The following is a 26,079-nucleotide window of genomic DNA, read 5'->3' as shown; positions in this document are numbered from 1 at the left end:
TCGGAAGGATCGCGCCATGCATCGTTCGCCGCTTGCCGGGCTGCTGCTCGGCCTCAGCCTCGCCTTCGCCGGACCGGCCTTCGCCCAGGAACAGGCCGCCGATACCGTCCAGCCGGAAATCGCGACGGGCGCCGCCGACAAGGCCCTGGTGCGGGCCGAGCGGCAGATGGTGGCGGCCGCCAATCCGCTGGCTGCGCAGGCCGGGCTCGCCATCCTGCGCGGCGGCGGCAACGCCATCGACGCCATGGTGACGACACAGCTCGTCCTCGGCCTGGTCGAGCCGCAATCGTCGGGCCTCGGCGGCGGTGCCTTCCTGGTCTTCTTCGATGCCGAGGCCGGCCGGCTGACCACCTTCGACGGCCGCGAGACCGCGCCGGCCGCCGCGACGCCCACGCTGTTTCTCGATGAGGCCGGTGAGCCGCTGTCCTTCTACGACGCGGTCGTCGGCGGCCGTTCGGTCGGCACCCCCGGCACCGTGCGGCTCCTTTTCGACACCCATGAACGCTACGGCGCGCTCCCCTGGGCATCCGTCGTGCAGCCAGCGATCGACCTCGCCCGCAAGGGTTTTGCCGTCTCGCCGCGCCTCAATGCGCTGATCGGCGAAGACCGGGAGCGGCTGTCGCGCTACCCGGCCACCAGTGACTATTTCTTTGCCGATGATGGGGAGCCGCTGCCGGTCGGCACGATCCTGACCAACCCCGCCTATGCCGACACGCTGGCGACGATCGCCGAGAAGGGCGCCGAGGGGTTCTACGAGGGACCCGTCGCGCAGGGCATCGTCGACACCGTCCGGAACGCCGCAGGCAATCCGGGCAGGCTCGCCCTGTCCGATCTCGCCGGCTACGCCATCGTCGAGCGCGAGCCGGTGTGTTTCGCCTACCGCGCCGCCGACGTCTGCGGCATGGGACCACCCTCCTCCGGCGCGCTGACGATCGGCCAGATCCTCGGCCTCATCGCCCCCAGCGACATGGCCGCGCTCGGCCCAGACAGCCCGGAGGCCTGGCGGCTGATTGGTGACGCGTCGCGCCTCGCCTTCGCCGATCGCGGCCGCTACATGGCCGACATCGACTTCGTGCCGATGCCGCTGCGTGGCCTGCTCGATCCCGACTATCTGGCGGACCGGGCCACGCTTCTGTCCGGCGAGGACGCGCTGGCGGACGATGCGGTGACGCCGGGCATGCCGCCCTGGGACCACGCGATGCTGTTCGGCGACGACGTCGCCATCGAGCTGCCGTCGACCAGCCATTTCGCCATCGTCGATGATTCGGGCAATGTCGTCTCCATGACGACGACCATCGAGAACGGCTTCGGCTCGCGGCTGATGACCGGCGGCTTCCTGCTCAACAACGAGCTGACCGACTTCTCCTTCGCCACCCACGATGCGGACGGCCACGTCATCGCCAATGCCGTCGCCCCGGGCAAGCGCCCGCGCTCGTCCATGGCGCCGACCATCGTCATGCGCGACGGCGCGCCGGTCATCGCCATTGGCTCGCCGGGCGGCAGCCGCATCATCGGCTATGTGGCGCAGGCGCTGATCGCCATGCTCGACTGGGAGATGGACGTGCAGCAGGCGATCGCCATGCCGCATCTGGTCAACCGCTTCGCCACCTTCGACGTCGAAGCCGGCACCAGCGCCACGGCGCTCGCTGCTCCGCTGAGGGAACGCGGCTTCACGGTCGAGGAGACCGATCTCGATTCCGGGCTCCACGGCATCGTCATCACGCCCGACGGGCTGGAAGGCGGCGCCGATCCGCGGCGGGAGGGCGTCGCCGTCGGCGATTGACGCGCGCAGGGACCGCCGCGCCGCGATGGGCGGAGGCGCTCGACAGCAAAAAGCCCGCCGGGACGGTCCCGACGGGCTGAGGCGGAAGACGGACCGCCGCGCCGCGATGGCACCCCGGCGACATGTCCTTAGAGGAAGGTCAGCAGCTTGCGCGCGGCTTCCTCGGACGACGCCGGGTTCTGGCCGGTCACCAGCTTGCCGTCGGTGACGACGAAGGACGCCCAGTCCTCGCCCTTCTGGTACTGGCCGCCATTGGCGACCAGCATGTCCTCGACGAGGAACGGCACGACATCGGTGAGGCCGACGCCCTCTTCCTCGGTGTTGGTGAAACCGGTCACGGTCCGGCCCGCGACCAGCGACTTGCCGTCGGCGCTCTGGGTATGGCGGAATACTGCCGGCGCATGGCAGACCGCGCCCACGGGCCGGTCGGTCCGCGCAAAGGTCTCGATCAGCGTGCGGCTGTCGGCATCCTCGGCAAGATCCCACAGCGGGCCGTGGCCGCCGGGATAGAAGATCGCGTCGAAGCCGTCGGCGCCGACGGTGGACAGGACCCTGGTGTTCGCCAGATCCTGCTGCGCGGCCGGATCGGCCTTGAAGCGTTTGGTCGCCTCGGTCTGGGCGTCCTCGGCGTCGCTCTTGGGATCGAGCGGCGGCTGGCCGCCCTTGGGCGAGGCAAGGGTGATGTCGGCGCCGGCGTCCTTGAACACGTAATAGGGCGCGGCGAATTCCTCGAGCCAGAAGCCGGTCTTGTTGCCGGTGTCGCCGAGCTGGTCGTGCGAGGTCAGAACCATCAGGATCTTCATGGTGTGGTACCTTTTGAAATGTCGGTGTCAGTCGTCGAGGTGGATCACGCGCTTGCCGAAAGCGTCACCTCTCAGGAGCCCAATGAAGGCCTCCGGCGCGCGTTCCAGGCCGGCAATCATTTCCTCGCGATAGGCGATCCGGCCGTCCTTGACCCAGGCGCCCATCTGGCTGGCGAATTCGGGATAGAGATGGCCGAAATCGTCGAACACGATGAAACCGCGCATGGTCATGCGTTTGCGCAGGATCTGGCCCATCAGATAATTCATCCGGTCCGGACCGTCGGGCAGCGCGGTCGCGTTGTATTGCGAGATCAGGCCGCAGACCGGAATGCGGGCCGAGGGGTTGAGCAGCGGCAGCACCGCGTCGAAGACCGCGCCGCCGACATTCTCGAAATAGATGTCGATGCCGTCCGAAGCGGCCGCCTTCAGCGCCTCGGGAAAGCCGTCGGCCTTGTAGTCGACGCAGGCGTCGAAGCCGAGCGTGTCGACCACATGGGCGCATTTCTGTGCGCCGCCGGCGATGCCGATGACGCGGCAGCCGAGAATCTTGCCGATCTGCCCGACGGTCGCGCCTACCGGGCCGCTGGCACCGGCGACGACCAGGGTCTCGCCCGCCTTCGGTTGGCCGATCTGGGTCAGGCCCGCCCAGGCGGTCAGGCCCGGCATGCCGAGAACGCCGAGCGCCCAGGAGGGATTCTGCGGGTTCGGCCCCATGGGGATCACGCCCGTGCCATCGGACAAGGCGTAATCCTGCCAGCCGCCGAAGGCCACGACCCAGTCGCCCTCGGCAAAGCCGTCGACGTTGGAGCTGACGACCTGCGAGACGGTGCCGCCCACCATCACGCCGCCGACCTCGACCGGCGCGGCATAGGACGGCGCATCGCTCATGCGGCCGCGCATGTAGGGATCGAGCGACAGATACGCGTTGCGCAGCAGCATCTGGCCCTCGCCGGGCGTCGGCCGATCGACCGTTTCCAGGCGCAAGGTCTTGTCGTCAGGCTCGCCCTTCGGGCGTTCGGCCAGCACATAGCGGCGGTTCGCATCGTTCGACTGGGGCATGGTGTTCTCCATCATGGAAAGGGGTGTCAGTCTCAAGGGACGGAAACGGCGCGCGTGTCTGATCACGCCATCGGCCCGCGGGCATGTGGTCGCCGGGCATCGGTGAGGGCACGCCCGGATGAGCGGCCGGCTCGGACCGTTCAGTCGGCCTTGTCCGGTTGCGCGTTCAGGCGGCCAACTCTGCCGGTTCGCGGATTGCGCCGCTCGCGCTCTCGCCTGCCTCGATCGTCGACAGATTGCGGATCACGGACTCCAGCGCGGCGACGAGATTGCGGCGCTCTACCTCCGACAGCCCCTTCTGGGCATCCTCGAAGACGGCGGCTACGCGCTCGCGCATCGGCTCGATCAGATCCCGGCACCTGTCGGTCGTGAACAGCTGGCGCGCCCGCCGGTCCCTCGGGTCCTGACGCCGCTCCACCAGACCGGCCGCGACCATGCGATCGACATGCCGGCACACGGTCATCGGCTCGAGTTTCAGCAGTGCGGCCAGGGCGGCCTGTCCGATACCCTCGTTCTTGGCGAGGCGGGCAGCGATCTGCAGTTGCGCCGACGTCATGGCAAGATCGCGGCTCTCCTGCTCGAAGCGGCGGCGGATGAGACGCGCGGCGTCGATCAGGAGAAAGCCCAGGCTCGGGGGAGATCGTTCTGTCATGGCTGCGATCTGGTAACTCTGCTTATGATAAGCAAGCCATAGCGCACTCCGCCGTGGCGATTTCCCCGCCGCCGATGGCGACAGGGTTGCCGGGCCGTGGCCAGGATCGTCTCAGACGGCGAGCGCGCGCTCGGCATAGGCCGCCTCGCCGAACACCCGGCGATAGCGCCCCACGGCGTCCGGATCGCCGCTGGCCTTGGCGGGATTGTCCGACAGCTTCACCGCCGGGCGGCCATTGGCCGACGTCACCTTGCAGACCAGCGAGATCGGATCGAGCCCGGTGCTCGGCTCCGGCGAGGCGCCGCGGAAATCGTTGGTGAGGTTGGTGCCCCAGCCGAAGCTCATGCGCACCCGGCCCTCGAAATGGCGGTAGGTCCGCTCGATCGTGTCGGAATCCATGCCGTCCGAGAACACCAGGAGCTTGTCCCGCGGATCCTGCCCCATGCGCTCCCACCAGGCGATGATCTCCTCGCCGCCTTCGATGGGGGGCGCCGAATCCGGCCGGAACCCGGTCCAGGAGGCCAGCCATTCCGGCGCTTCCTGCAGGAAGGCGGGGGTGCCGAACGTGTCGGGCAGCACGATCAGCAGATTGCCGCCGTAATAGCTCTGCCATTCGCGCAGTACGGCATAGGGCGCCTCGCGCAGTTCGGCGTCGCTGCCGGCGAGCGCCGCCATCACCATCGGCAGTTCATGGGCATTGGTGCCGATCGCCTCCAGATCGGTCTCCATCGCCAGCAGCACGTTGGACGAGCCGAGGAAGCGGTCGCCCAGCCCTTCCTTCAGGGCCTCCACGCACCAGCGCTGCCACAGGAAGGAGTGCCGCCGGCGCGTGCCGAAATCGGAGATGCGCAGATCGGGCAGGGCCTGCAGTCGCTCGACCTTGCCCCACATCTTGGCCTTGGCGCGGGCATAGAGGACGTCGAGCTCGAAGCGCTTGAAATCCTTCATCGCGGCGCGCGAGCGCAATTCGTTGATGATCGCCAGGGCCGGGATCTCCCACATCATCGTGTGGGTCCAGGGGCCGTGGAAATCTAGCTCGAACTGCCCGTCGACCCGGCGCAGCTCGTATTCCGGCAGGCGGAAATGCTGCAGCCATTCGAGGAAGTCCGGCCGGAAGATGTGCCGCGTGCCGTAGAAGGTGTTGCCGGCCAGCCAGATCATCTCCCGCTTGGTGAAGGACAGCGTCCGGGCATGGTCGAGATGATCGCGCAGCTCCTGCTCGTCGATGATCTCGGCAAGGCGCACCTGCCGGGAGCGGTTGTGCAGGGAAAAGGTCGCCTGCACGTCCGGATGCAGGCCGTGCACCATCTGCAGCATCAGGAGCTTGTAGAAATCCGTGTCGAGCAGGCTGCGCACGATCGTGTCGAGCTTGAACGTGTGGTTCCACACCCGTGTGGCGATATCCGTGGCGACCATGCCGGCCCTCTTCCAGTTCCCGGTTGCCGCCGCGTCCCGCGGCGTTCCCGTCTGCGCGGGTCCGCGCCAATGCCGTTACATGACTTGGCGAAAAGGATAAAGCACGCGCCCGGCCCGGCTATCCCCGGCGCCTGGCCGGCGGCACGACAGGCGCGATCGATGAACGCAATGTCGTCCTTGCCCTGGCGCCGTCACGCGACAGCATAGGCGGACCGAATTTCATTCACAGGGAGATGTCCGGATGCTGACATTCTACTTCCACCCGACGCCGAACCCGATGAAGGTCGCGCTGTTCCTCAAGGAAGCCGGCCTCGATTTCAAGCTGGTGCCGGTCGACACGCTGAAGGGCGAGCAGCACCAACCGGCCTTCCGGGCCATCAACCCCAACGGCAAGCTGCCGGCCATCGAGGACGACGGCAAGCGCATCTTCGATTCCAACGCCATCCTGCTCTATCTCGCCGACAAGCACGGCAAGTTCGCCGGCAAGGCGGAAGACCGCGGCGAGCTTTTGTCCTGGCTGATGTTCATCGCCACCGGCCTCGGCCCCTATTCCGGCCAGTCGGTGCATTTCCGCACCGTCGGCAAGGACAAGTCGGACTATGCCGCCAACCGCTATCTGCGCGAGGCCCAGCGGCACTACCAGGTGCTGGACGATCATCTGGCGGGCCGCGACTTCTTCGTCGGCGACGACTACACCATCGTCGACATGGCGGCCTGGGGCTGGATCGACCGGGTCAAGATGGTGCTGGGCGACGGCGAACTGGCGAAATATCCGAACCTGTCGCGCTGGTTCGCGGCGATTGATGCCCGCCCGACTGTCGCCGAGGCACGTAAAGTCGGCAGCGATGTCGGCTTCAAGTCCGAGCGCGACGACGTCGCCCTGCGCGCGCTGTTTCCACAGAACTACGCACAGAGCTGAGCCAGCTCACCGACGCGCGCAATCGGCGCCCCGGCTCTTGCCCCTGTGAAGCGTGCGTCTATCGTCGCTTCGGGCGCGGGTCGTTTTCCCGCGCCCGGAGGATGAGGACAAGCCGATGAGCGACCCGAAGACCACCCAGAATGCGCTGAACGCGGCGTTCGCGTCCGGTGACACCGCAGCCGTGATCGGCGAGGTGCTGGCGGGCGAAGCCGCCAGATCGGTGCTCGACATCGGCTGCGGGCGTGGTCTCTTGGCCCGCAGCCTTCTTGCCCGCGGCTTGGCCGTGACCGGAATCGACCCGAGCGAGACCGCGGTCGCGGCGGCCCGTGCCAGTGCGCCCGAGGCAGTCGTCGAGGTCGGCACGGCCGAAGCCCTGCCCTTCGAGGACGGCCGCTTCGACGCCGCAATCTTCCTGAATTCGCTGCATCACGTGCCGGTCGCCGCCATGTCCACCGCTTTGGCCGAGACGGCGCGCGTCACGCGTCCCGGCGGAACGATCCTCGTCGTCGAGCCCCTGGCCGAGGGGCCCTATTTCGAGGCGATGCGCCCGGTCGAGGACGAGAGCGAGATCCGCGAAGCCGCCGGCATGGCGGTGGCGGATGCGGTGCGCGCCGGCCGCTTTACCCTGCGCGGCAACGTCGTCTACCAGCGCGGCGAACGGTTCCGCGATGTCGGGCAGTTCATCACCCGTCTCGAGGCGGTCGAACCGCTGCGCGCGGCCGCCGTCGCGGACAATCGCAGCGCAGTCGAAGCCCGTTTCGAAGCCGAAGCGGAGATCGAGGACGGCATGCATATCCTGGTGCAGCCACTCCGCGTGTACTGGCTGCGCGTTCCCGGCAGACGGCGGGGCTTTGGCGTCCACCCGTTTCCTACTCTTCCCGTCACCCACCCTGCCGCCACCATCGGGCCCCATGGCGCGACAATCGCCTGTCGGCACTCCTCAATCTCGCCGGATTGACCGCCCAGACAGGACGTATCGAGGTCGTGCGGCGCAGACCCCAGCACGCCGAGTCACGTAGCGGCACTGACGTAAATGCTCCGATATACTGCGTCTTCCGACCGAAGGGAATCACCTTCTGCGTCGCGTTCAGGCGATAAATACTGAAAGTTTTAAATATCTACTGAACTCATCTTTAGTATTTCTTCAGACATTCGATAGATAATCTTGAAGAACTAGCTATTGTAGACGATGCAACCTTTCAATTCCGGTCCACGCTTGGCGGGGATTTCCTCCAATCGCAGCGGAATGCCGATGATATCTACAACGGAACTGGCCAGCCAGCTGGAGCAGATCGCACGGCGACTGCATTCGCAGGGATACGCGTCCAAGCTGTTTCCGGCGCAATGGGCGGCGCTTCGCTACATCCATTCAGCGCCCGTGCATCTGCGCACGGCGATCGACCTGGCGCGCTTCCAGGGACTGGCGTCCGGCGCCGTGGCGCGGACCGTCCGCACGCTGATCACGAAGGGCTATGTCACCAAGCGCGGCAGCGTCGGCCGCGGCCGTGCCGAGGAGCTGGGCCTGACCGAGCGCGGCCGCGCGCTGCTCAAGAAAGACCCGCTGCAGCGCATCGCCGCGGCGCTGGAGACGCTCGACGAAGCGAGCCGGGAAAGCCTTGCCCACAATCTCGACATCGTCATCCGCTCGACCCGCCCGGATCAGGCGGCGGTGAAGCCCGAGAGCGCCGAAAGCCAATAGGCGCTAGTCGCCCACGTTCGGCGAACCATCCGGCCAGGCGAGATCGGCCACGACCGCGCGGTGATCCGAGGCGGGTCCCGATGGCGCGTCGACCCGATGGGCCGCGAGCAAGAAGCCAGCCGAGGCATAGATCCGGTCGAGGCGCATCAGAGGCCATCGCCCCGGAAAGCTGCGCGGCGCGACATGCACCGGCAGGCGCGGCGCGAGGCACGTGTGCAGGCTGCCGCCGAGCCTCAAATCGTTGCCGTCCCCCATCGCCAGCACCGGCTCGTCCGCCGCATCGACGCGCTCTGCCAGGAACCGCGCCTGCGCCCGCCGCTGGCGGGGCAGCAGGCCCAGATGGAAGGTCAGCACCCGCAGCCGCCCGGCCGGCGTCGCCAGAACGGCCTCGATGGCGGCGCGCGCCTCGAAGCCGGGTTCGGGGAGCGCATGGACCGTCGCCGATACGACCGGCCAGCGCGACCACAGAAGATGACCATAGTCGCGATCGGTCCGGCGCACCGTGCGCGCCTCGACGATGTGGCCTCCGTCAGCCTCCGTCAGCCCGGCCGACAGAAATTCGAAGGCGCGGCGGCGCCGGCCGAGATGCGAGCGGCCATCGACCTCCTGCAGCGCCAGGATGTCCGGCTGCATCCGGGCGATGGTGGCGAGGGTGCGCGCGGGATCGCAGCGGCGGTCGGCCCCGACCGCACCGTGGCAATTCCAGGTGACGGCCCGCAGCACCGCCCCGGGCGCGCGATCCCGATCAGGCGGCGAAGCGGCCATCGGCGACGTCGAGTTCGGCGCGCATGCGCGTGACAAGAAGGCTCTCGTCCGGGGCGCAATTGTCGTGGGTCAAAAGGTCGCCCGCCTTCACCGGCCGCACGACCTTCGACTTCTCCACGAGGCCCAGCGGCAGCGCCTTGCGTTCGCGCCCGTCCAGCCAGGTCATGGCATAGCCGCGGTAATCGGCCTCGCCGATCCGGCCGAGCATGTCGCCCGGCGCCAGGTCGCGCTTGGCCAGCGCGCCGCATTCGCCCACCGGCCGGTCGATCGGCACCATGTCGGGCCGACGGTAGATCACCGCGCGCACGGCCGAGAGCGGCGTCTCGAGGCTGGTCAGGTGGAATGGGCGGATCAGGCCGAAGCAGGGTCCGGGACCGACCTTGAGATCGGCCATGCGCTCGATCGCGCGGGGATGGCGCGGCTTGACCACGCAGAACACGCCCGGCGCAACGCCCTTGCCGATCGTGTAGTCGACACAGCCCGAGCGGGACAGGATGCCGCCGTCATCGGCGGTGCACAGCACCTGTCCCAGGTTGTCGCTGGTCGCCTCCGGCCCGTGCATGCCGGCCACATCGGGGGTCAGCCCGGTGCAATTGGCGATGGCGGTCATCTCGACCATCGTCTTGGAGCCGTCGATGAACTCGACCAGCATGCGGGCATTCATGTTCCGCTGGCGCGCCTCTTCCGCGTATTCCTCGGGAATGGCGGAATGGCGCAGGGGATTGTTCTTGCCCTTGCCCGCGGCGACGATCTCCATGCCGAGGCTCTGGGCAAACGAGATCAGTTCCAGCGTCGAGGCCGGTTCGTCACCGGCCGAGCCCGTATAGACGAGGCCTGCCTCCCGGGCCTTGCGGGCCAGGAGCCGGCCCACGGTGATGTCCGCCTCGACATTCAGCATGACGATGTGCTTGCCGTTGGCGATCGCCTCCAGCGCGAGGAAGGTGCCGACCTCCGGGCTGCCCGTGGCATCGACGACGACGTCGATGCGGCCGGCCGCGCAGAGGGCGCCCAGATCGTCGGTGACGGCGATGCGGCCGGCCTCGATGGTGCGGTCGATCTCGGACGCACTGGCGGCCAGCTTGCCGTGATCGGCAGAATGGCCGGCCATGGCAATCGCTTCCATCGGCCGGCGGGCGCTGTTGGCGGCGATGGCGCCGACCCGCACGCCGGTCATCAGCGCCACCTGCACGACGATGTCGGTGCCCATCTGGCCGGCGCCGGCGAGCCCGATGGTCACCGGACCATGCCGGTCCGTGTAGGCGGCGAGTTCGGCGGCGAAGCCGACGCGTTCGATCATGGGGATGGCATCCTCGCATCTGGGGTGACGTCGCATCCGGCGGGACGGACCGGGGACATCCGTTTCGCGCCCGACACCTAGCGGATTTCTACGGCGTTGTAAGCCGCCCGCAAGATGGCGTCAGGCACGCACCCGGTCGCCGCGACCGCCGCCGGCGACGGTGCGCAGGATCAGCTTCAGATCGCTGAGGAAGCTGCGGCTGGCCACGTAACGCGCGTCGATCTCGGCGAGCCGGACCGGATCCGACATGTCGACACCCTGCACCTGCGCCTCGCCGGTGATACCGGGGCGCACGGCCAGGACGCCGCGGCGGGCGCGTTCCTCGATCAGCAGCGTCTGCGACGGCAGGCAGGGCCGCGGGCCGACGAAGCTCATCTCGCCCCTCAGGACGTTCCAGAGCTGCGGCAGCTCGTCCAGCTTCCATGACCGCAACCTGCGACCGAGCGCGGTCACCGCGGAGGCGGGCGTTTCGTGCGAGGCCGCCGAGGCGGTCGCCCGGTGCATGGTGCGCAGCTTGTAGCAGGTGAAGACGCGGCCATCGCGGCCCACACGGGGCTGAGCGTAGATTCCCGGCCCCTCGCTGTCGCGCCGCACGAAGATCGCGAGGACGCCGATCAGCCATCCCAGGCAGATCAGGCCGGCAAGGCTGGCAGTGAAGTCGAAGAGGCGTTTCATGGCCATTCCGCTACAGCATCGGCCGCGTCTGGGAAATCGGTTTTCACCGTCTGGCCGTTGCGCATGAAGCGCGGCTTCGCCAGAACCGGTTCGAACGGTTCCAGGGAGTGTCCCCGTCTTGCGCATCCTTCTGACAGGCAGCAGCGGTTTCGTCGGGCGCCGGCTCAAGGCCGCCCTGACCGCGAGCGGCCACGAGGTCGTCGTCCTGCGCCGCGGCGGGCCGGCGGGAGACGGGGTCTACGTTGCGCCCGCAGACCATTCCGAGATCATGACCACGCCCGACTGGCCGGCCGGCATCGACGCCGTGGGCCATCTCGCCGCGGCCAATCCCGAGCGGGGCACGGCGAATGCCGCCGACATCGAGGCCCTCATGGCGGTCAATCGCGACGGCACCGCCGCGCTGGCCCGCCGGGCGGCGGCCGAAGGGGTTCGCCGCATGGTCTGCGTCAGCACGGCCAATGTTCATGCCGCTTCCTCCGGGCCGGTCAGCGAGACATCGCCGATCGCGCCGCAGAGCGCCTATGCACGGTCCAAGCACGCAGGCGAAGTCGCGTTCTGGGAAGCGCTGGCCGAAAGCTCGACCAGCGGCTGCGTGCTGCGGCCGGCGCCGGTGTTCGGAGTCGGCGGGCGCGGCGGCATCGCGGCGCTGGCAAGGCTGGCGCGCACGCAGCTGCCGCTCCCCCTCGGCGGCTTTTCGGCCTTGCGCAGCCTCGTGGCCGTCGACGATCTGGTGCGCGCCATCATGCTGTCACTCGACGGCGATGAGGCTGCGGGCGAGACCTTCCTCGTCGCCGGCGACCCGCCGATGTCGACCGCCGGGATCATCGCGGCGCTGCGCCGCGGGCTCGGCCGCAGCCCCCGCCTGATCCCGGTCCCGCCTGCGCTGGCGAGACGCCTCGCCAGCCTGGCCGGTCGCGAGGCGATGGTCGCCACCCTCGACACGCCCTTCGTCGTCGATGCCGGGCATCTGCGGGAGACGCTCGGCTGGGCCCCAGCACGCACGACGCACGACGCCCTCGCCGCCCTTTCGGCCGAGACGCCGACCAACCGAACCGCCGAGGGACGGACCGATTGATCCGAACCCGTCGGCGCTGCAACGATCGCGAACGAGGTGCCAGGTAGATGAGCCAGGACGACAGACCGAAGCAGACCCGGCAGGAACGGCTCGAGGCGCAATTGCGCGAGAATTTGCGCAAGCGCAAGGAACAGGCCCGGGCGAGACGGCAATCTGCGGCGACGGCCAGCGCAGAGGAACCCGACGAACCGGCCGAGGTCGCGCCCGATGGTGACGAGGATCCGGGCAGGCCCTGATCCATTCGGGCCGGCTCGGTCCCGAGGCGCGGCGGCGCGGATGGCGGTCTTGCCGGGTGCCGGGCGCCGCATTGCGGCCGATGCGCGCAATGGCCGGGCGTGGCGCCGCCGCGACCCCCACATCGGGCGCGGCGGGGAAGTGCCTGTTCGCGCTCCGCTTCCCGATGGGACGATGGCGGAACCCGCGGTGCCGGATCGCCCGGCCAAAGATGGACTTTGACTGGAACGGCTCTTAGAACGGTTCTGACAAGGAGTATGGAATGATCGATTACCAGGGCCAGTTCGAGTCTGCGATCGAGGCTTTGCATGCCGAGAAGCGCTACCGGGTCTTCGCCGATCTCGAGCGCATCGCCGGCAGATTTCCGAAGGCCATCTGGCGCCATGACGGCGAAGCCACCGAGATCACCGTCTGGTGCTCCAACGACTATCTCGGCATGGGCCAGCACGCGGACGTCATCTCGGCGATGACCACGACCGTCTCGGCGATGGGCTCCGGCGCCGGCGGCACCCGCAACATCTCCGGCACCAACCACCCGCTAGTGGAACTGGAAAAGGAGCTGGCGGATCTGCACGGCAAGGAAGCCGCCCTGGTCTTCACCTCGGGCTTCGTTTCCAACGAGGCGTCGATCTCGACCATCGCCAAGCTCTTGCCCGACTGCCTGATCCTGTCCGACGAGCTGAACCACGCGTCGATGATCGAGGGCGTGCGCAAGTCCGGCGTCAAGAAGCAGGTGTTCCGCCACAACGACCTCGACCATCTGGAAGAGCTGCTGAAGGCGGCCGAGCCGAACCGGCCGAAGCTGATCGTCTTCGAGAGCGTCTATTCCATGGACGGCGACATTGCGCCGATCGCGGCGATCGCCGATCTCGCCGAGCGCTACAACGCCATGACCTATATCGACGAGGTCCATGCGGTCGGCATGTACGGCGCGCGCGGCGGCGGCATCTGCGAGCGCGAGGGCGTGGCGCACCGGATCGACGTGATCGAGGGCACGCTGGCCAAGGCGTTCGGCGTCCTGGGCGGCTACATCACCGGCACGCGCGCGCTGATCGACGCGGTGCGCTCCTACGCCCCCGGCTTCATCTTCACCACCGCCCTGCCGCCGGCCCTGGCCGCCGCCGCGGTCGCGTCCATCCGCCATCTGAAGACCAGCCAGGCCGAGCGGGACGCCCAGCAGCGGCAGGCGGCGCAGACCAAAGCGGTGTTCGGCGAGGCCGACCTGCCGGTGATGCCGTCCGAGACCCACATCGTGCCGCTGCTCGTCGGCGACGCCGACCTCTGCAAGAAGGCCAGCGACCACCTTCTCCACCGGCACGGCATCTACATCCAGCCGATCAACTACCCGACCGTGCCGCGGGGCACCGAGCGCCTGCGCATCACGCCGACGCCGCTGCACGACGACGTGCTGATCGAGACCCTGAAGCACGCTCTGGTGGAGACCTGGAACACCATCGGCATTCCCTTCGCCAGCCAGCAGCCGGCGGAGGCCGAGCGGTCGACCAAGGTGACGCCACTGGTGGTCTCGCAGGCCGGCGGCTGACAGCCGGTCCGCTGACAACCGCCGCGAGGGTTCGCCGCGCGATGCGTGGCGTCCCCCTGGCAGGGAGCGCTTCATGAAGATCTCGCTGGCGCAGCTTCTCGAGACGCTGCCACTGCCCGCGACCGAGCAATGGCCGGACGGCGTGTTCGCTGCGGAGGCCATGTCGCATGGCACGATGTCGCTGGAAGTCTTTGCCCCGCGCGGCGAGGATCGCCAGCGCCCGCATGCGCAGGACGAGCTCTACATCGTCGTCTCCGGTCGCGCGGCGTTCCGGCGCGACGGCGAGACCGAGGACGTGGCGTCCGGCGACGCGCTCTTCGTACGTGCCGGCCAGGACCACCGCTTCACCGACATGTCGGACGACTTCGTCACCTGGGTGGTCTTCTGGGGACCGGAGGGCGGCGAGGCGCCCGCCCCGTCACCGTCGGTCTTCGCCTCCATCGACGCCTGATGTCTCCGGCGGCACCGCCACGGTGTCGCCCGGCCGCGCGATGTGCCGGGCCAGCAGCGGCACGGCCAGCGCGATGCAGACGAAGCGCACGACGTGATGGGCCGCGACATAGGCGGGGTCGACGTCGAACTGGAAGGCGAGCACCGTCAGCGCCTCCAGGGCGCCCGGCGCATAAGCCAGCGCCACCTTGCCGATGGCGATCCCCAGCATCAGCACCGCGACGGCCGCCGAGATCGCCGAGATCACCATGCCGATGGCAAAGGAGCCGATGGCCGCCGGCAGCAGCGCGGCGATCCCCTTCCGGTCGAGCCCCTGCAGCCGCGATCCGATCAGCGCGCCCAGAAGGATCAGGCTCGGGACCGCCAGGAAGGGCGGAATGGCGACGGTGGCGAACTCGCCCACATGCATGATGGCGCTGCCGATCAGCGCGCCCAGCATCATGCCGCCGGGCAACCGACCCAGGTGGCCGAGCGCCGCCGCGCCGATGCACACCAGCAGCAGCAGCAGATATTCCGACAGCGGGCCGTCGGTGCCGCGCGACGCGGCCACAACGTCCTCGCCGCCCTCGAACCAGCCCAGGGCCGGCGTCAGCGCGCCGATCAGGAAGAGCAGCCGCACGCTCTGGACGATGGTCACGCGCGGCAGGTCGGCCCGCGTTTCCGAGGCCGCCGCCAGCACGAAGGATAGCGCGCCGGGCAGCGAGGCAAACAGCGCCGTGTCCCGGTCCCAGCCGAGGCCCCGGCGCAGAAAGGCGTGGGTCACGATGATGACCACCAGCACGCCGAGCATCTGCACGGCGAAGGACAGCGGCCAGATCGCCATCTGATCGAGCACGGCCGGAGTGACGCCGGATCCGGCCTGGACGCCCAGGACGAAGAAGGCCACCGTCCTGAGGACCTGCGGCAGGCGCGTATCGAGGCCGGCAACGCTCGCGGCGGAGACGGCCAGAACCGGACCGAGCAGCCAGGCGACCGGCAGGCCGAGCGCCGCGGCCAGCAGGCCGCCGAGGGCCGCCAGGCCCAGCGTGGCGGCCAGATTGCCGGTCCGGCGCATGTCGAGCTTCGTCACACCGTGCGGCCGATCCAGTCCGCCAGCCGGTCCGCGGCCATTTCCACCTCGTCGAGGCGGCGATGGAAGCAGGCCCGGAAGGAGGCGGGCGAGACCGGGCCGAAGGCCGTGCCGGGCGCCAACCCGACCTTCGCCTCGTCGACGATGCGGAAGGCGGTCTGGCGGGTCTCGGCGATGCCGTCGATGGCGAAGAACGAATAGAAGGCGCCCGCCGGCTGCACGATGGCGACCCGGTTGGTCGCCGCCAGCCGCTCGGTGAAGATGTCGCGCGCCTTGTGGGCGCGTTCCACCTGCATGGCCACGAAGGATTCGCCCTGCCCGATCGCCGCGATCGCGCCGCGCTGCATGAACGGCGCCACGCCCGAGGTCGAATACTGGGTGAGGTTGGCCAGGACGTTGCCGATGGCCGGGCTGGTCTCGATCCAGCCGACCCGCCAGCCGGTCATCGCCCAGTTCTTGGAAAAGGAATTGACGAAGAGGATGGCGTCGTCCGGCTCCATGACGTCGTGGAAGGACGGCGCGCGCTCGGCGGCGTAGTAGAAGCGGCTGTAGATCTCGTCGGCGATGATGGTCAGGCCGTGCTTGCGGGCCAATGCGAGCAGCGCCGTCAGCGTCGCGTGGTCGGCCGTCCAGCCGGTCGGATTGGCCGGCGTGTTGACGAAGATCGTGCGGGTCTTCGGACCGATCGCGGCCGCGACCTTGTCGAGGTCGAGCTGCCAGCCGGCTTCCGTCCAGTCGAGCGCCACCTCGCGGGGCACCGCGCCCCGCACGCCGCAGGCTGCGGCAAAATTGGGCCAGGCCGGGCCGAAATAGATCAACTCGTCGCCGGGCGAGGCACTTGCGGCGATCGAGATCTGGATGGCCTGCATGCCCGAACCGGTGACGAAGAAGCGCTCGGGGGAGGATTCGACGCCGTAGAGCCGGGCCGTGTAGTCGCTCAATGCCTGGCGCAGTTCGGGCAGACCGCGCTGATAGGTATAGAAGGTCTCGCCGGCCTTCAGGCTTTCGGTGACGGCATCGGCGATGAAGCCCGGCGTCGGCAGGTCGCCCTCGCCGGCCCAGAGCGGGATCACCCCCTCATGGCCGCGGGCATAGTCGATGACCGCGACGATGCCGCTCGCGGGCGCTTCCGCAGCTTCGCGGCTGAGCCGAAATCTGTCGCTCATCAAGGTGCCTTCCGGGGATCGTCGAACGGAGACCGGCGTCGAATGCGCCGGGTCCGGCATCGCGCTTCGGTCCGAAAAATGCAAGCCCGCCATGCGCGACGGCGGGCCGTGTCGATCGGTGCCGCGGGGTCAGACCCGCGTTTCGCGGTTCGAGGCGCTGGCGAGCAGGTCGCGGATCTCCTCGAGCAGCTTCTCGTTGCGCGGCACTTCGGACACTTCCGGCGGCTTGGCCTCTTCCCTGCGCTTCAGGCGGTTCATGCCCTTCACCACCAGGAACAGGATGAAGGCGACGATCAGGAAGTTGATCGACAGCGTCAGAAACTGGCCATAGGCCAGCACCGGCCCCTGTTCGCGCGCCGCATCCAGGCTGGTCGCCGTGACGGCCGGGTCGAGGCCGACGAACTTGTTGGTGAAGTCGACATTGCCGGAGATCGTCGCCACGACCGGCATGAACAGATCCTTGACCACCGAATTGACGAGGCCCGAGAACGCCGCGCCGATGATGATGCCGATCGCCAGATCGACCATGTTGCCCTTGAGGGCGAATTCCTTGAATTCCTTGAGCATCAAACCAGTCCTTCGAACTTAGGCAACAGACCTGCAGGGGCGACGTATGTGCACGATCGCGCGCCGGGCCGCCAGAGTGCATGCGGCGCCGGGATGCCGCCGGCAACTGGACTTGTGCGGGCGTCGATGGTTCTGTTCGCCGAGGCGCGGCCCGTGACGGGGGCTGGCGGCCATGCCCGGCACAGTCTCTGGGCGGGCGCCGTCCCGTCCCGATCAGGCCGCCGGGAGGATGAGAATTGCATAGCGGGATCATCGTCTTCACGGCGATCGCCTATCTGTTGCTGCTGTTCGCCGTGGCCTGGTGGGGCGACCGCCGGGCGGCGACCGGGCGCGCGCGGATCAGCCGCCCCGGCGTCTACGCCCTCAGCCTGGCCGTCTACTGCACCTCCTGGACCTTCTTCGGCTCGGTCGGCGTGGCGGCGCGCGACGGGCTGTCCTTCCTGGCGATCTATCTCGGGCCGATCCTCGTCTTCGTCTTCGCGCCGGGCTTCATCGAGCGGCTGATCCGCCACGCCAAGGCCGAGCGCATCACCACCGTCGCCGACTTCATCGGCTCGCGCTACGGCAAGAACCCGTCGGTCGCCGCGCTGGCGACGGTGATCGCCATCGTCGGCACGGTCCCCTACATCGCGCTGCAGCTCAAGGCGATCTCCACCAGCGTCGCCAGCCTCGTCGCGCATTACCGGGCGACGCTGGAGATGCCGCCGCTGTTCAGCGACCTGGCGCTGCTCGTGGCCACCGTGCTCGGCATCTTCGCGGTGCTGTTCGGCACGCGCCACGCCGACGCGACCGAGCACCAGGACGGCCTCGTCCTGGCCGTCGCCATGGAATCCCTGGTCAAGCTTGCGGCCTTCCTTGCGGTCGGCCTGTGGGCCACCTTCGTGCTCTTCGAACCAGGCGAACTCTGGCGCGCAGCCCTGGCCAGTCCGCGGGTGGTGGCGTCCTTCGAGGGCAGCATCGGCGGCCATTTCATCGCCTCCCTCGGCCTCAGCGCACTGGTCATCCTCTTGTTGCCGCGGCAGTTCCACATGACCGTGGTCGAGAACCGCACGCGCCACGAGATCCGCCGCGCCCGCTGGCTGTTTCCCCTTTATCTGGTCGTCATCAACCTCTTCGTCGTGCCGATCGCCGTCGCCGGCCTGATCACCCTCGGCCCCAGCGTCGACGCCGATCTCTACGTCCTATCGCTGCCGCTCTCCCAGGGGCAGGACGCGCTGTCGCTGGTGGCCTTTATAGGCGGGCTCTCGGCCGCCACTGCCATGGTGATCGTCGCCAGCGTCGCGCTGTCGATCATGATCTCCAACGATCTCGTCCTGCCGTGGCTGCTGAAGCGGCGGGACCACGAGGTCGATGCCAGGCGCGACGAGACACGGCTGATCCTCAACGTCCGGCGCTCGGCGATCTTCGTCGTGGTGTTCCTCGGCTACGGATATTACCGCTTCGCGGGCGCCGGCAGCGGTCTCGCCTCGATCGGCCTGTTGTCCTTCGCCGCCATCGCCCAGCTCGCGCCGCCGTTCATCGCCGGCCTCTACTGGAAAGGCGCCAATGCCCGCGGCGCCATGGCAGGCCTCGTCGCCGGCATCGTCGGCTGGGCCTGGACGCTGCTGATGCCGGCGCTGCTGCGCGGCCAGGCGATCGACGCGACGGCCGTCACCGCCGGCATCGACCCGGCCGCCGCGCCGCTCATCGATCCGCTGCTGTATGGCTGCATCGTCAGCCTGTCGGCCAACGTCTTCTTCCTCGTCGTCGGCTCGCTCAGCCGCAAGGCGACGCCGCTGGAGCGGATCCAGGCGGCGATCTTCGCCTCCAGCGACGTCGGCCCCGCGGCCGGCCTGCGCCGCACCCGCGCCGGGGTCAGCATTCGCGAACTGAAGGCGACCATCGCCCGCTATCTCGGTTCCGACCGCACCGAGCGCTCGTTCCGCAGCTTTGCCGAGGCCGAGAATCGCACCATCGACGAAGAGGACACCGCCGATCCCGAGACCATCCGGTTTTCCGAACAGCTGCTGGCCGCGGCCATCGGCTCGGCCTCCTCGCGGCTCGTCCTGTCCCTCCTGTTCCAGCGACACGCCGATTCCAGCCGCTCGGCCCTGCAGCTGCTCGACGACGCATCGGAGGCACTGCAGTACAATCGCGACCTGTTGCGGATCGCGCTCGAACAGGTCGACCAGGGCCTGGCCATCTTCGACGCCGACTACCGACTGACCTTCTGGAACCGCCAGTTCCGCGACCTCGTCGGCCTGTCCATGGAGTTCGGCCAGATCGGCACGCCGATGACCGTCGTGTTCGACGAGCTGATCGCGGCGGGCGAGATCGACCGGTCGGAATACGACCTCAGCTTCGAGGTCCTGACGCGCCCGCCTGCCCTGCGCCAGATCAGCCTGCGCCGCTCCGGCCGGGTGCTGGAATTCCGCTCCAACAGGATGCCCGAAGGCGGCCTCGTCGCCACGGTCTCGGACATGACCGAGCGGGTACGCCGCGCCGCGGCCCTGCGCGAGATGAACGAGACGCTGGAAGAGCGCGTGCGCATGCGCACCGGCGAACTGACCACGGCGAACGAGGAACTCGGCAAGGCGCGGCAGGCGGCCGATGCGGCCAATCTCGGCAAGACGCGCTTCCTGGCCGCCGCAGGCCACGACATCCTGCAGCCGCTCAACGCCGCAAGGCTCTATGCCGCCGCGCTGGAGGAGCGCAATCTGGGCGGGGCGGAGACCGAGATCGCCAGCAATATCGGCTCGTCGCTGGAAGCCGTCGAGGCGATCATCGGCGCCGTCCTCGACATCTCGCGGCTGGAAGCCGGCGGCATGCACGCCAAGGTCGAGGATTTCCCGCTCGACCGGCTCCTGCGCCAGATCGAGACCGACATGAAGCCGCTGGCCGACGAGAAGGGCATCGCGCTGCGCTTCGTGCGCACCGGCATCTCCGTGCGCTCGGACCGCAATCTCCTGCGCCGGCTGATCCAGAATCTCGTGTCCAACGCCATCAAATATACCCGCGCCGGCAAGGTGGTGGTGGGCGTGCGCCATCGCAGCGGCGGGCTGATCGACGTCGAGGTCGCAGACAGTGGCATCGGCATCCCCGCCGACAAGCTCGAGGCGATCTACCACGAATTCGTGCGCCTCGACGAAGGCAGCCGCACCGCCCGCGGGCTGGGCCTTGGCCTGTCGATCGTCGATCGCATCGCCCGCGTGCTGGACCACCCCATCGAGGCGACGTCGGAACATGGCCGCGGCACCCGCTTCCGGGTCACGTTGCCGGTGTCCGACATCACGCCGGTCGCCGCGCCCCAGACGTCGCTGCTGCCGGCACGGGCCGGGCTGGCGCTGGCCGGCACGCGGGTCCTGTGCATCGACAACGAAGTGGCGATCCGGGAAGGGATGCGAGTGCTCCTGGCCGGCTGGGGGTGCGAGGTCGAGGCCCATGCGTCGGCGGCGGAAGCGATTCGCGATCTCCGACAACGCGGCCTGGTGCCCGACATCGCCCTGGTGGACTATCATCTCGACGAGGGCACCGGCCTGGAGGCCGTCACGGCGCTGCGCCGGGTCTTCGGTCCGGACCTGCCGGTGATCCTGGTCACCGCCGACCGCTCGCCCAGCCTGCGCGAACAGGCCGCCGGCATGGAAGTGGACATCCTGACCAAGCCGCTGAAGCCGGCCTCCCTGCGCGCCGCCATGGGCCGCAAGCACGGACGCCGGGAAGCGGCGGAATAGGCAGCCGGCGCCGGCCGGCCGTATGACGGGGTGTCGTCAGGCGGCGAAGCCGCTTTCCAGGTCGATGCCGAGCCGCGACAGGCGGATGACGGCCTGGGTGCGGCTGTCGACGCCGAGCTTCAAGAGCACGGCGGAGACATGTGCCTTGATCGTGGCTTCGGATATGCCGAGCTCGTAGGCGATCTGCTTGTTCAGAAGCCCGCGCCCCAGCATCGTCAGCACCCGCGTCTGCTGCGGCGTCAGGGTGCGGATGCGCTGGATCAGCTCGGTGACTTCCGGGTCGCGTTCCGATTCCAGCGAGATGTCCGGCGGCAGGAAGACCTCGCCGGCCAGCAGCGCCAAGATCGCCTCGCGCATTTCCGCAAAGCCCGAGGATTTGGGGATGAAGCCGGAGGCGCCGAGATCGAGGGCCCGCGCCACGATCGGCGCGTCCTCGCTGCCCGAGACGATGGCGATGGGCACCGAGGGATGGTCGGCGCGCAGCAGCGCCATGCCCGACAGGCCGCTGGTCCCCGGCATGTTGAGGTCGAGCAGCATCAGGTCGGCCTCGGGATTGGCGGCCAGCGCCGCGGCGGCCTGGTCGAAATCCGCCGCCTCGACGATCTCCGCAGTCTCCGGCAGCGACGTCAGGATCTCCCGCAGCGCGCCGCGAAACAGCGGATGGTCGTCGGCCACGATGAAGACGTAGCTCATGCCCCTGTTCTCCCCCAAGCGGCTTCGATCGGATGCCGGCAGCGACGCGCTCCCACCTCGTCGCGGCCCTTCTTGGCCCGCATGCCCGGCCGGATCAAGCCGCGGCCGGTTTCGGCGTCATGCGAGCGTACCGGAAAAGTGCAGGACGATCTCGCGCGAATGCGGCCGCGCCCGATGCTCGACGACATAGATGCCCTGCCATGTGCCGAGCATCATGCGGCCGCCGGAGACCGGGACGGCCACGCTGGTGCCGGTCAGCACCGTCTTGATGTGGGCCGGCATGTCGTCCGGCCCCTCCATGGTGTGGACATAAGGCCCGTCCGCGGGCGCCAGCCGGTCGAGCGCGTTCAGAAGATCGTGCTGGACGTCGGGATCGGCGTTCTCCTGAATGGTCAGCGAGGCCGAGGTATGGCGGATGAACACCGTCAGCAGCCCGTCGCCGACGCCCGCCGCCGCCAGCCGCTGCCCGATGGCGGCGCTGACGTCGGTCATCGAGCGGCCATTGGTGGAAATGCGAAGGGTCTCGATATGCTGGTCCATAGGCCCTCCGCTCGTCCCGACTCATGCGCCATATGCGGGGAGTGGCGCTGTCCGCCCTACACCCGCCGACGCTTCGTCCTAGCTTCTCCCGCGCAAACAGGGAAACGGCAATGACCAAATCGCGACTGACCATAGACCCCTCGGTTTTCGATCCCGACCAGGCCGACCCGGAACTGGTCGCCCTGAACCGCAAGATCATCGCCGACCAGAAGGCCCTGCCCGATCCCTGGTCGCTGCCGGTAGAGACGGTCCGCAAGGCCCGCCGCGAAGGCCGCGGCATCCTGCCGATCGGGCCGCGGGAGAAGAATGCCGAGGAGATCATCCATATCGGCGCGGCCGGGCGCGAGATCCCGGTCCGGGTGTTCCGGCCGCGCGACGGCCAGACCCGCGGCACCTTCCTGCACATCCATGGCGGCGGCTGGGTCTATGGCGGCGCCGACGAGTCCGACGGGCGGCTGCGCCGGATGGCGGACAATACCGGCCTGACCGTCGCCTCCGTCGAATACCGGCTGGCGCCGGAATTTCCCCATCCCGCCGCCCTGCACGACTGCACCGACATCGCCGTGGCCCTGGCCAACGGCTACATGAACCTGCCACGCGGCTATCTGGCGATCGGCGGCGAATCGGCCGGCGCGCATCTGGCCGTCCTGACGATGCTGCGGGTGCGCGACGAATATGGCATGACGCCGTTCCGGGCGGCCAATCTCGTTGCCGGCTGCTACGACCTGTCGCTCACCCCCAGCGTGCGCAACTGGGGCAAGGAGCGGCTCGTCCTCAACACCGACGACATCATGGAATTCGTGATGCGCTTCGTGCCGGAAAGCCAGTCGCTGAAGGATCCGGCCGTGTCGCCGCTCTATGCGGACCTGACCGGCCTGCCGCCGGCCCTGTTCAGTTGCGGGACGCGCGACCTCCTCCTCGACGACACGCTGTTCATGGCGATGCGCTGGATGGCGCAAGGGATCGAGGCGCAGCTGTCGCTGACCAACGGCGGCTGCCACGTCTTCGAAACCTTCCCCTCCGCCGCAGGCGAGCGCTCCCTCGACACGATGGAAGCCTATCTGCGGCGGCGCATCGACATCCCGGCTTAGGGTCCCGCCCAGCAGGGCGTGCCCGCCGCGCGTCAGGTCCGGCCGGGCACGTCCTCGCCGGTCGCACTGCCATCCGGTTGCGCCCGGTCGTCGCCGCGAATGTCGTCGTCGAGTTCCCTGACGATGTCGGCGAAGCCGCGGAACAGCTTCTGTATCTGGTCCACGGCACGGTCGGCGCCGTCGCTGTCGAGCAGGGCCCGGCGGCCGTCTTCCAGTTCCTCGACCCGCGCTTCCAGGTCGCTGATCCGGCCGGCCAGGTCATCGGCCTCGGGGTCGTCTACGCGCGAGCCGGTGCACACGATCGCATCGTCCGCGACCCGGCAGAACTCGACATTGCCGGAAACCGTGTCGAGCCGGGCGATACCGCCCTCGACAGGCTGCATCTCGTAGCGCCCGCCGGACGTATCGAGCAGCGACTGGGCCGCCGCGGGCGCCAGCAGCGCGGCGGATGCGGCAAGGATCGTCAGGACATGTCGGACCATGGTGGGCTCCCTCTGGATGGCGGCGGACCGGCACCTCCGGTGTCTGCCGGCCGGCGTCGGGCTCATCGCATGTGGCTGCGAGCAATAGGCCGCCCGCGTGTCCGCCTGATGGCGGCGCATTCCTCCGATTGACCTTTGCCCGCACCTCTGGCAACCGATTGGACATGAACAAGCCGATTTACAAGATCGCGCCGCGGGCGCTGTGGCAGGCCGCTGAGGCCCGTGGGCGCTTCGATGGCGCGCCGGTGGACGAGGTGGATGGCTACATCCATTTCTCGACCGGAGCCCAGGCACGCGAGACCGCGTCCCGGCATTTCGCCCGCCAGGACGACCTCGTCCTGATCGCCGTCGATCCCACCCGGCTCGGTGACGCGCTGCGCTTCGAGCCGTCGCGCGGCGGCGCGCTGTTTCCCCATCTCTACGGCCCGCTGCCGCTGGATGCAGTGCTGTGGGTCGAGGATCTGCCGCTCGGCGCCGACGGCAACCACCAGTTCCCCGGCACCGTCAGGTGAAGCATCTCTACCGGCTGGCGCGTCCGGCCATCTTCCGTCTCGATCCCGAGCGCAGCCACGGGCTGTCGATCGCCGCGCTCAAGAGTGGCCTGGTGCCGCGAACGGACGTGCCCGTCGACAACCGCCTGCGCTGTCAGGTCGCCGGCCTCGGATTTCCCAATCCGCTCGGGCTGGGGGCGGGATACGACAAGAACGCAGAGGTGCCCGATGCCGCGCTGCGGCTCGGCTTCGGCTTTGCCGAAGTCGGCACGATCACGCCGCAGCCGCAGGAGGGCAGCCCCAGGCCCCGCGTCTTCCGCATCACCCAGGCCGAAGCGATCATCAACCGCCTCGGCTTCAACAACCAGGGTCATGCCGAAGCCTTCGAACGCCTGGCCGCGCGGACCCGCAAGCCGGGCATCGTCGGGGTCAATGTCGGCGCCAACAAGGACGCGATCGACCGCGTCGCCGATTATGTCGAGGGCATCAACGTCTTCGCGCCGGTGGCCAGCTACCTGACGATCAACGTCTCCTCGCCGAACACGCCGGGTCTTCGCGCGCTGCAGGGCGGTTCGGAACTCGACCGGCTGCTGCGTTCGGCGGTCGCGGCCCGCGACGGCTATGCCGCGCTGTCCGGCATGGCGAAGACGCCGCTGTTCCTGAAGGTGGCGCCGGACCTGTCGAACGCGCAGATCGACGAGATCGCCGGCGAGGTGACGCGGCGCGGCGTCGACGGCATGATCGTCTCCAACACGACCCTGTCACGGGTCGGCGTCACCGGACTGCCGGACGCCACGGAGGCGGGCGGCCTGTCGGGGCCGCCACTCGCCGACCGCGCGACCTATGTCCTGGCGCGGTTCCGCCGGGCGCTCGGTCCGGACATACCGCTGATCGGCGTCGGCGGCATCGACAGCACCGCGCAGGCGATCCGCCGGATCGAGGCGGGCGCGGACCTCCTGCAACTCTACACGGCGCTGGTCTATCACGGACCGGATCTGCCGAGCCGGATCCTCGCGGGCATGCTGCGCTATCTGGACCGGTCGGGCATCGATCATCTGCGCGACCTGCGCGACCGCGGCATCGACGAGATCCTCGCCTCTCCGCCCCCCGACTGATACGGCGTCAGCGGGCTATCTGCCGCAAGCGCCGGCCGCGCTCAGGCCCAGGCCGACAACAGTGACGGCGCGGCATGGAAGCTTGCCGGCGGCTTGGAATGGGGCGGCGGGTTGTTGATGCCCTCCTGCAGGTACTGCATGATCCGCAGGACGTCCTGGCGCACGAAGGGCTTGGGCAGGACGCCATGGCCGCCGGCAAAGTCCTCCGGCAGCTTGCGCGGATTGCCGGTCACGAACACCACCAGCGTATCGGGCCACATGGCGCGGATATGGGCGCAGACATCGATGCCACTCGAGCCTTCGGCCAGATGCAGGTCGACGAAGGCGACGTTGGGCACCAATTGCCGCGACAGGGCCTGGACCTCGCGCAACGAGGCGCATTCGCCCGCCACCTCGTAGCCGGCATCCTCGATCATGGCCTCCATGTCCATGGCGAGCAGCGCTTCGTCCTCGACGATCAGGAATGTGAACGAGGCCATGATTCAGGTGACTCCTGCCTCGTCCAACCGCCGGGACAGCGGAAAGCGAATGGATACATGGGTGCCGGACGCCGCGCCGTTCCAATCGGTCTCGGCACCGATCTGGCGCGACAGGCGCGTGACCAGCGACCGCCCGATTGAACCCCGCGCGATCGTATCCATCCGGTGTGAGCCGCGGCGGTCTCGTTTTGCGGTGTTATCCTGACCGCGTGGAGATCGATAACGACAAGATCGATGATGCTGTCCTGGCACTTTTGTGGTTGACGCTGCACGGCAATCGGCGTGCCTGGAAGAGTTTTGACTGGG

The 26,079-nt window shown here is 68.7% G+C and carries 27 protein-coding genes; 13 read left to right on the top strand and 14 right to left on the bottom strand.

Annotated elements, in window-relative coordinates; genetic code table 11:
• The first annotated feature begins 16 nt into the window (after positions 1-16).
• A complete protein-coding gene (gene ggt, locus VQ042_RS11995; RefSeq protein ID WP_331819502.1) occupies positions 17-1,783 on the top strand; it encodes a gamma-glutamyltransferase in 1,767 nt (588 codons plus the stop codon).
• A gap of 128 nt (positions 1,784-1,911) precedes the next feature.
• On the opposite strand, the gene VQ042_RS11990 is transcribed toward ggt, so the two are convergent.
• From VQ042_RS11990 to pncB, 4 genes are all read right to left on the bottom strand, one after another.
• Positions 1,912-2,586 carry a type 1 glutamine amidotransferase domain-containing protein gene (locus VQ042_RS11990; RefSeq protein WP_331819500.1) on the bottom strand — a complete coding sequence of 225 codons (675 nt, stop codon included), beginning with the start codon at positions 2,584-2,586 and terminating at the stop codon, positions 1,912-1,914.
• A 27-nt stretch (positions 2,587-2,613) separates the two neighbouring features.
• Positions 2,614-3,645: an NADP-dependent oxidoreductase gene (locus VQ042_RS11985; RefSeq protein WP_331819498.1), complete on the bottom strand. Its 1,032-nt coding sequence runs from the start codon at positions 3,643-3,645 to the stop codon at positions 2,614-2,616.
• Between the two features lie 166 nt (positions 3,646-3,811).
• Positions 3,812-4,297 (bottom strand): MarR family winged helix-turn-helix transcriptional regulator, encoded by a 486-nt coding sequence (locus VQ042_RS11980; protein ID WP_331819496.1) that lies wholly within the window; start codon positions 4,295-4,297, stop codon positions 3,812-3,814.
• A gap of 111 nt (positions 4,298-4,408) precedes the next feature.
• Entirely contained in the window at positions 4,409-5,713 is a 1,305-nt protein-coding gene (pncB, locus tag VQ042_RS11975) for a nicotinate phosphoribosyltransferase (RefSeq protein WP_331819494.1), read from the bottom strand.
• Between the two features lie 241 nt (positions 5,714-5,954).
• Between pncB and VQ042_RS11970 the strand changes: the two genes are divergently transcribed.
• The 3 genes from VQ042_RS11970 to VQ042_RS11960 all read left to right on the top strand — a co-directional run bounded on the left by VQ042_RS11970 (position 5,955) and on the right by VQ042_RS11960 (position 8,331).
• Entirely contained in the window at positions 5,955-6,632 is a 678-nt protein-coding gene (locus tag VQ042_RS11970) for a glutathione S-transferase family protein (RefSeq protein WP_331819492.1), read from the top strand.
• A gap of 115 nt (positions 6,633-6,747) precedes the next feature.
• Entirely contained in the window at positions 6,748-7,590 is an 843-nt protein-coding gene (locus VQ042_RS11965; protein WP_331819489.1) for a class I SAM-dependent methyltransferase, read from the top strand.
• Between the two features lie 294 nt (positions 7,591-7,884).
• On the top strand, positions 7,885-8,331 hold the full coding sequence (locus VQ042_RS11960) for a MarR family winged helix-turn-helix transcriptional regulator (RefSeq protein ID WP_331819487.1): 447 nt from the start codon (positions 7,885-7,887) through the stop codon (positions 8,329-8,331).
• 3 nt (positions 8,332-8,334) lie between these two features.
• On the opposite strand, the gene VQ042_RS11955 is transcribed toward VQ042_RS11960, so the two are convergent.
• The 3 genes from VQ042_RS11955 to VQ042_RS11945 form a co-directional block, all read right to left on the bottom strand.
• Positions 8,335-9,096, bottom strand: a complete 762-nt coding sequence (locus VQ042_RS11955) for an endonuclease/exonuclease/phosphatase family protein (protein WP_331819484.1) — start codon at positions 9,094-9,096, stop codon at positions 8,335-8,337.
• Complete coding sequence (locus VQ042_RS11950; protein ID WP_331819481.1) at positions 9,077-10,393, bottom strand: NAD(P)H-dependent oxidoreductase; 1,317 nt, start codon at positions 10,391-10,393, stop codon at positions 9,077-9,079. Before VQ042_RS11950 ends, VQ042_RS11955 begins: the two co-directional genes overlap by 20 nt.
• Positions 10,394-10,513: 120 nt before the next feature.
• Entirely contained in the window at positions 10,514-11,068 is a 555-nt protein-coding gene (locus tag VQ042_RS11945; protein WP_331819479.1) for a sugar transferase, read from the bottom strand.
• A 118-nt stretch (positions 11,069-11,186) separates the two neighbouring features.
• On the opposite strand from VQ042_RS11945, the gene VQ042_RS11940 reads away from it, so the two are divergent.
• From VQ042_RS11940 to VQ042_RS11925, 4 genes are all read left to right on the top strand, one after another.
• On the top strand, positions 11,187-12,143 hold the full coding sequence (locus VQ042_RS11940; protein WP_331819477.1) for an NAD-dependent epimerase/dehydratase family protein: 957 nt from the start codon (positions 11,187-11,189) through the stop codon (positions 12,141-12,143).
• Between the two features lie 47 nt (positions 12,144-12,190).
• The gene (locus tag VQ042_RS11935; protein ID WP_331819475.1) at positions 12,191-12,379 is read left to right on the top strand and encodes a hypothetical protein; all 189 of its coding nucleotides are present in this window, start codon (positions 12,191-12,193) and stop codon (positions 12,377-12,379) included.
• A 263-nt stretch (positions 12,380-12,642) separates the two neighbouring features.
• Entirely contained in the window at positions 12,643-13,920 is a 1,278-nt protein-coding gene (gene hemA / locus VQ042_RS11930; RefSeq protein ID WP_331819588.1) for a 5-aminolevulinate synthase, read from the top strand.
• Positions 13,921-13,993: 73 nt separating this feature from the next.
• Positions 13,994-14,371 carry a cupin domain-containing protein gene (locus VQ042_RS11925; protein WP_331819473.1) on the top strand — a complete coding sequence of 126 codons (378 nt, stop codon included), beginning with the start codon at positions 13,994-13,996 and terminating at the stop codon, positions 14,369-14,371.
• On the opposite strand, the gene VQ042_RS11920 is transcribed toward VQ042_RS11925, so the two are convergent.
• The 3 genes from VQ042_RS11920 to mscL form a co-directional block, all read right to left on the bottom strand.
• Positions 14,339-15,439 carry an AbrB family transcriptional regulator gene (locus tag VQ042_RS11920; RefSeq protein ID WP_331819471.1) on the bottom strand — a complete coding sequence of 367 codons (1,101 nt, stop codon included), beginning with the start codon at positions 15,437-15,439 and terminating at the stop codon, positions 14,339-14,341. The two genes, VQ042_RS11925 and VQ042_RS11920, sit on opposite strands and share 33 nt — an antisense overlap.
• On the bottom strand, positions 15,436-16,605 hold the full coding sequence (locus tag VQ042_RS11915; RefSeq protein WP_331819470.1) for a pyridoxal phosphate-dependent aminotransferase: 1,170 nt from the start codon (positions 16,603-16,605) through the stop codon (positions 15,436-15,438). Before VQ042_RS11915 ends, VQ042_RS11920 begins: the two co-directional genes overlap by 4 nt.
• Before the next feature lie 129 nt (positions 16,606-16,734).
• Entirely contained in the window at positions 16,735-17,172 is a 438-nt protein-coding gene (gene mscL / locus VQ042_RS11910) for a large conductance mechanosensitive channel protein MscL (protein ID WP_331819468.1), read from the bottom strand.
• Positions 17,173-17,408: 236 nt separating this feature from the next.
• On the opposite strand from mscL, the gene VQ042_RS11905 reads away from it, so the two are divergent.
• Positions 17,409-20,882 carry an ATP-binding protein gene (locus tag VQ042_RS11905; RefSeq protein ID WP_331819466.1) on the top strand — a complete coding sequence of 1,158 codons (3,474 nt, stop codon included), beginning with the start codon at positions 17,409-17,411 and terminating at the stop codon, positions 20,880-20,882.
• Positions 20,883-20,918: 36 nt separating this feature from the next.
• Here VQ042_RS11905 and VQ042_RS11900 read toward each other — a convergent pair whose 3' ends face one another.
• Both VQ042_RS11900 and VQ042_RS11895 read right to left on the bottom strand, forming a co-directional pair.
• Positions 20,919-21,575: a response regulator transcription factor gene (locus VQ042_RS11900; RefSeq protein ID WP_331819464.1), complete on the bottom strand. Its 657-nt coding sequence runs from the start codon at positions 21,573-21,575 to the stop codon at positions 20,919-20,921.
• Between the two features lie 117 nt (positions 21,576-21,692).
• Positions 21,693-22,115 carry a secondary thiamine-phosphate synthase enzyme YjbQ gene (locus VQ042_RS11895; protein ID WP_331819462.1) on the bottom strand — a complete coding sequence of 141 codons (423 nt, stop codon included), beginning with the start codon at positions 22,113-22,115 and terminating at the stop codon, positions 21,693-21,695.
• A gap of 110 nt (positions 22,116-22,225) precedes the next feature.
• Here VQ042_RS11895 and VQ042_RS11890 point away from each other — a divergent pair, with 110 nt between their 5' ends.
• Positions 22,226-23,206: an alpha/beta hydrolase gene (locus VQ042_RS11890; protein WP_331819460.1), complete on the top strand. Its 981-nt coding sequence runs from the start codon at positions 22,226-22,228 to the stop codon at positions 23,204-23,206.
• A 32-nt stretch (positions 23,207-23,238) separates the two neighbouring features.
• On the opposite strand, the gene VQ042_RS11885 is transcribed toward VQ042_RS11890, so the two are convergent.
• Complete coding sequence (locus VQ042_RS11885; protein WP_331819458.1) at positions 23,239-23,688, bottom strand: hypothetical protein; 450 nt, start codon at positions 23,686-23,688, stop codon at positions 23,239-23,241.
• A 164-nt stretch (positions 23,689-23,852) separates the two neighbouring features.
• Here VQ042_RS11885 and VQ042_RS11880 point away from each other — a divergent pair, with 164 nt between their 5' ends.
• Both VQ042_RS11880 and VQ042_RS11875 read left to right on the top strand, forming a co-directional pair.
• On the top strand, positions 23,853-24,200 hold the full coding sequence (locus tag VQ042_RS11880) for a DUF952 domain-containing protein (RefSeq protein WP_331819456.1): 348 nt from the start codon (positions 23,853-23,855) through the stop codon (positions 24,198-24,200).
• Positions 24,197-25,294 carry a quinone-dependent dihydroorotate dehydrogenase gene (locus tag VQ042_RS11875; RefSeq protein WP_331819454.1) on the top strand — a complete coding sequence of 366 codons (1,098 nt, stop codon included), beginning with the start codon at positions 24,197-24,199 and terminating at the stop codon, positions 25,292-25,294. Before VQ042_RS11880 ends, VQ042_RS11875 begins: the two co-directional genes overlap by 4 nt.
• Before the next feature lie 41 nt (positions 25,295-25,335).
• Here VQ042_RS11875 and VQ042_RS11870 read toward each other — a convergent pair whose 3' ends face one another.
• On the bottom strand, positions 25,336-25,773 hold the full coding sequence (locus VQ042_RS11870) for a response regulator (protein ID WP_331819452.1): 438 nt from the start codon (positions 25,771-25,773) through the stop codon (positions 25,336-25,338).
• 209 nt (positions 25,774-25,982) lie between these two features.
• Here VQ042_RS11870 and VQ042_RS25995 point away from each other — a divergent pair.
• Positions 25,983-26,079: DUF6429 family protein (locus VQ042_RS25995; RefSeq protein ID WP_442880073.1), on the top strand; the 97-nt coding region annotated here is incomplete at its 3' end.

Source organism: Aurantimonas sp. A2-1-M11 (assembly GCF_036549475.1).
Lineage (GTDB): Bacteria > Pseudomonadota > Alphaproteobacteria > Rhizobiales > Rhizobiaceae > Aurantimonas.
Note: the sequence above shows the minus strand (reverse complement) of the source record. Positions and strands in the feature narration are given on the sequence as shown.

What these genes read in the sequence shown, in the direction of transcription:
- ggt (WP_331819502.1), top strand. Translation starts at nt 17, where the DNA reads ATGCATCGTTCGCCGCTTGCCGGGCTGCTGCTCGGCCTCAGCCTCGCC.
- VQ042_RS11990 (WP_331819500.1), bottom strand. Translation starts at nt 2,586, where the DNA reads ATGAAGATCCTGATGGTTCTGACCTCGCACGACCAGCTCGGCGACACC.
- VQ042_RS11985 (WP_331819498.1), bottom strand. Translation starts at nt 3,645, where the DNA reads ATGCCCCAGTCGAACGATGCGAACCGCCGCTATGTGCTGGCCGAACGC.
- VQ042_RS11980 (WP_331819496.1), bottom strand. Translation starts at nt 4,297, where the DNA reads ATGACAGAACGATCTCCCCCGAGCCTGGGCTTTCTCCTGATCGACGCC.
- pncB (WP_331819494.1), bottom strand. Translation starts at nt 5,713, where the DNA reads ATGGTCGCCACGGATATCGCCACACGGGTGTGGAACCACACGTTCAAG.
- VQ042_RS11970 (WP_331819492.1), top strand. Translation starts at nt 5,955, where the DNA reads ATGCTGACATTCTACTTCCACCCGACGCCGAACCCGATGAAGGTCGCG.
- VQ042_RS11965 (WP_331819489.1), top strand. Translation starts at nt 6,748, where the DNA reads ATGAGCGACCCGAAGACCACCCAGAATGCGCTGAACGCGGCGTTCGCG.
- VQ042_RS11960 (WP_331819487.1), top strand. Translation starts at nt 7,885, where the DNA reads ATGATATCTACAACGGAACTGGCCAGCCAGCTGGAGCAGATCGCACGG.
- VQ042_RS11955 (WP_331819484.1), bottom strand. Translation starts at nt 9,096, where the DNA reads ATGGCCGCTTCGCCGCCTGATCGGGATCGCGCGCCCGGGGCGGTGCTG.
- VQ042_RS11950 (WP_331819481.1), bottom strand. Translation starts at nt 10,393, where the DNA reads ATGATCGAACGCGTCGGCTTCGCCGCCGAACTCGCCGCCTACACGGAC.
- VQ042_RS11945 (WP_331819479.1), bottom strand. Translation starts at nt 11,068, where the DNA reads ATGAAACGCCTCTTCGACTTCACTGCCAGCCTTGCCGGCCTGATCTGC.
- VQ042_RS11935 (WP_331819475.1), top strand. Translation starts at nt 12,191, where the DNA reads ATGAGCCAGGACGACAGACCGAAGCAGACCCGGCAGGAACGGCTCGAG.
- VQ042_RS11925 (WP_331819473.1), top strand. Translation starts at nt 13,994, where the DNA reads ATGAAGATCTCGCTGGCGCAGCTTCTCGAGACGCTGCCACTGCCCGCG.
- VQ042_RS11915 (WP_331819470.1), bottom strand. Translation starts at nt 16,605, where the DNA reads ATGAGCGACAGATTTCGGCTCAGCCGCGAAGCTGCGGAAGCGCCCGCG.
- mscL (WP_331819468.1), bottom strand. Translation starts at nt 17,172, where the DNA reads ATGCTCAAGGAATTCAAGGAATTCGCCCTCAAGGGCAACATGGTCGAT.
- VQ042_RS11900 (WP_331819464.1), bottom strand. Translation starts at nt 21,575, where the DNA reads ATGAGCTACGTCTTCATCGTGGCCGACGACCATCCGCTGTTTCGCGGC.
- VQ042_RS11895 (WP_331819462.1), bottom strand. Translation starts at nt 22,115, where the DNA reads ATGGACCAGCATATCGAGACCCTTCGCATTTCCACCAATGGCCGCTCG.
- VQ042_RS11890 (WP_331819460.1), top strand. Translation starts at nt 22,226, where the DNA reads ATGACCAAATCGCGACTGACCATAGACCCCTCGGTTTTCGATCCCGAC.
- VQ042_RS11885 (WP_331819458.1), bottom strand. Translation starts at nt 23,688, where the DNA reads ATGGTCCGACATGTCCTGACGATCCTTGCCGCATCCGCCGCGCTGCTG.
- VQ042_RS11880 (WP_331819456.1), top strand. Translation starts at nt 23,853, where the DNA reads ATGAACAAGCCGATTTACAAGATCGCGCCGCGGGCGCTGTGGCAGGCC.
- VQ042_RS11870 (WP_331819452.1), bottom strand. Translation starts at nt 25,773, where the DNA reads ATGGCCTCGTTCACATTCCTGATCGTCGAGGACGAAGCGCTGCTCGCC.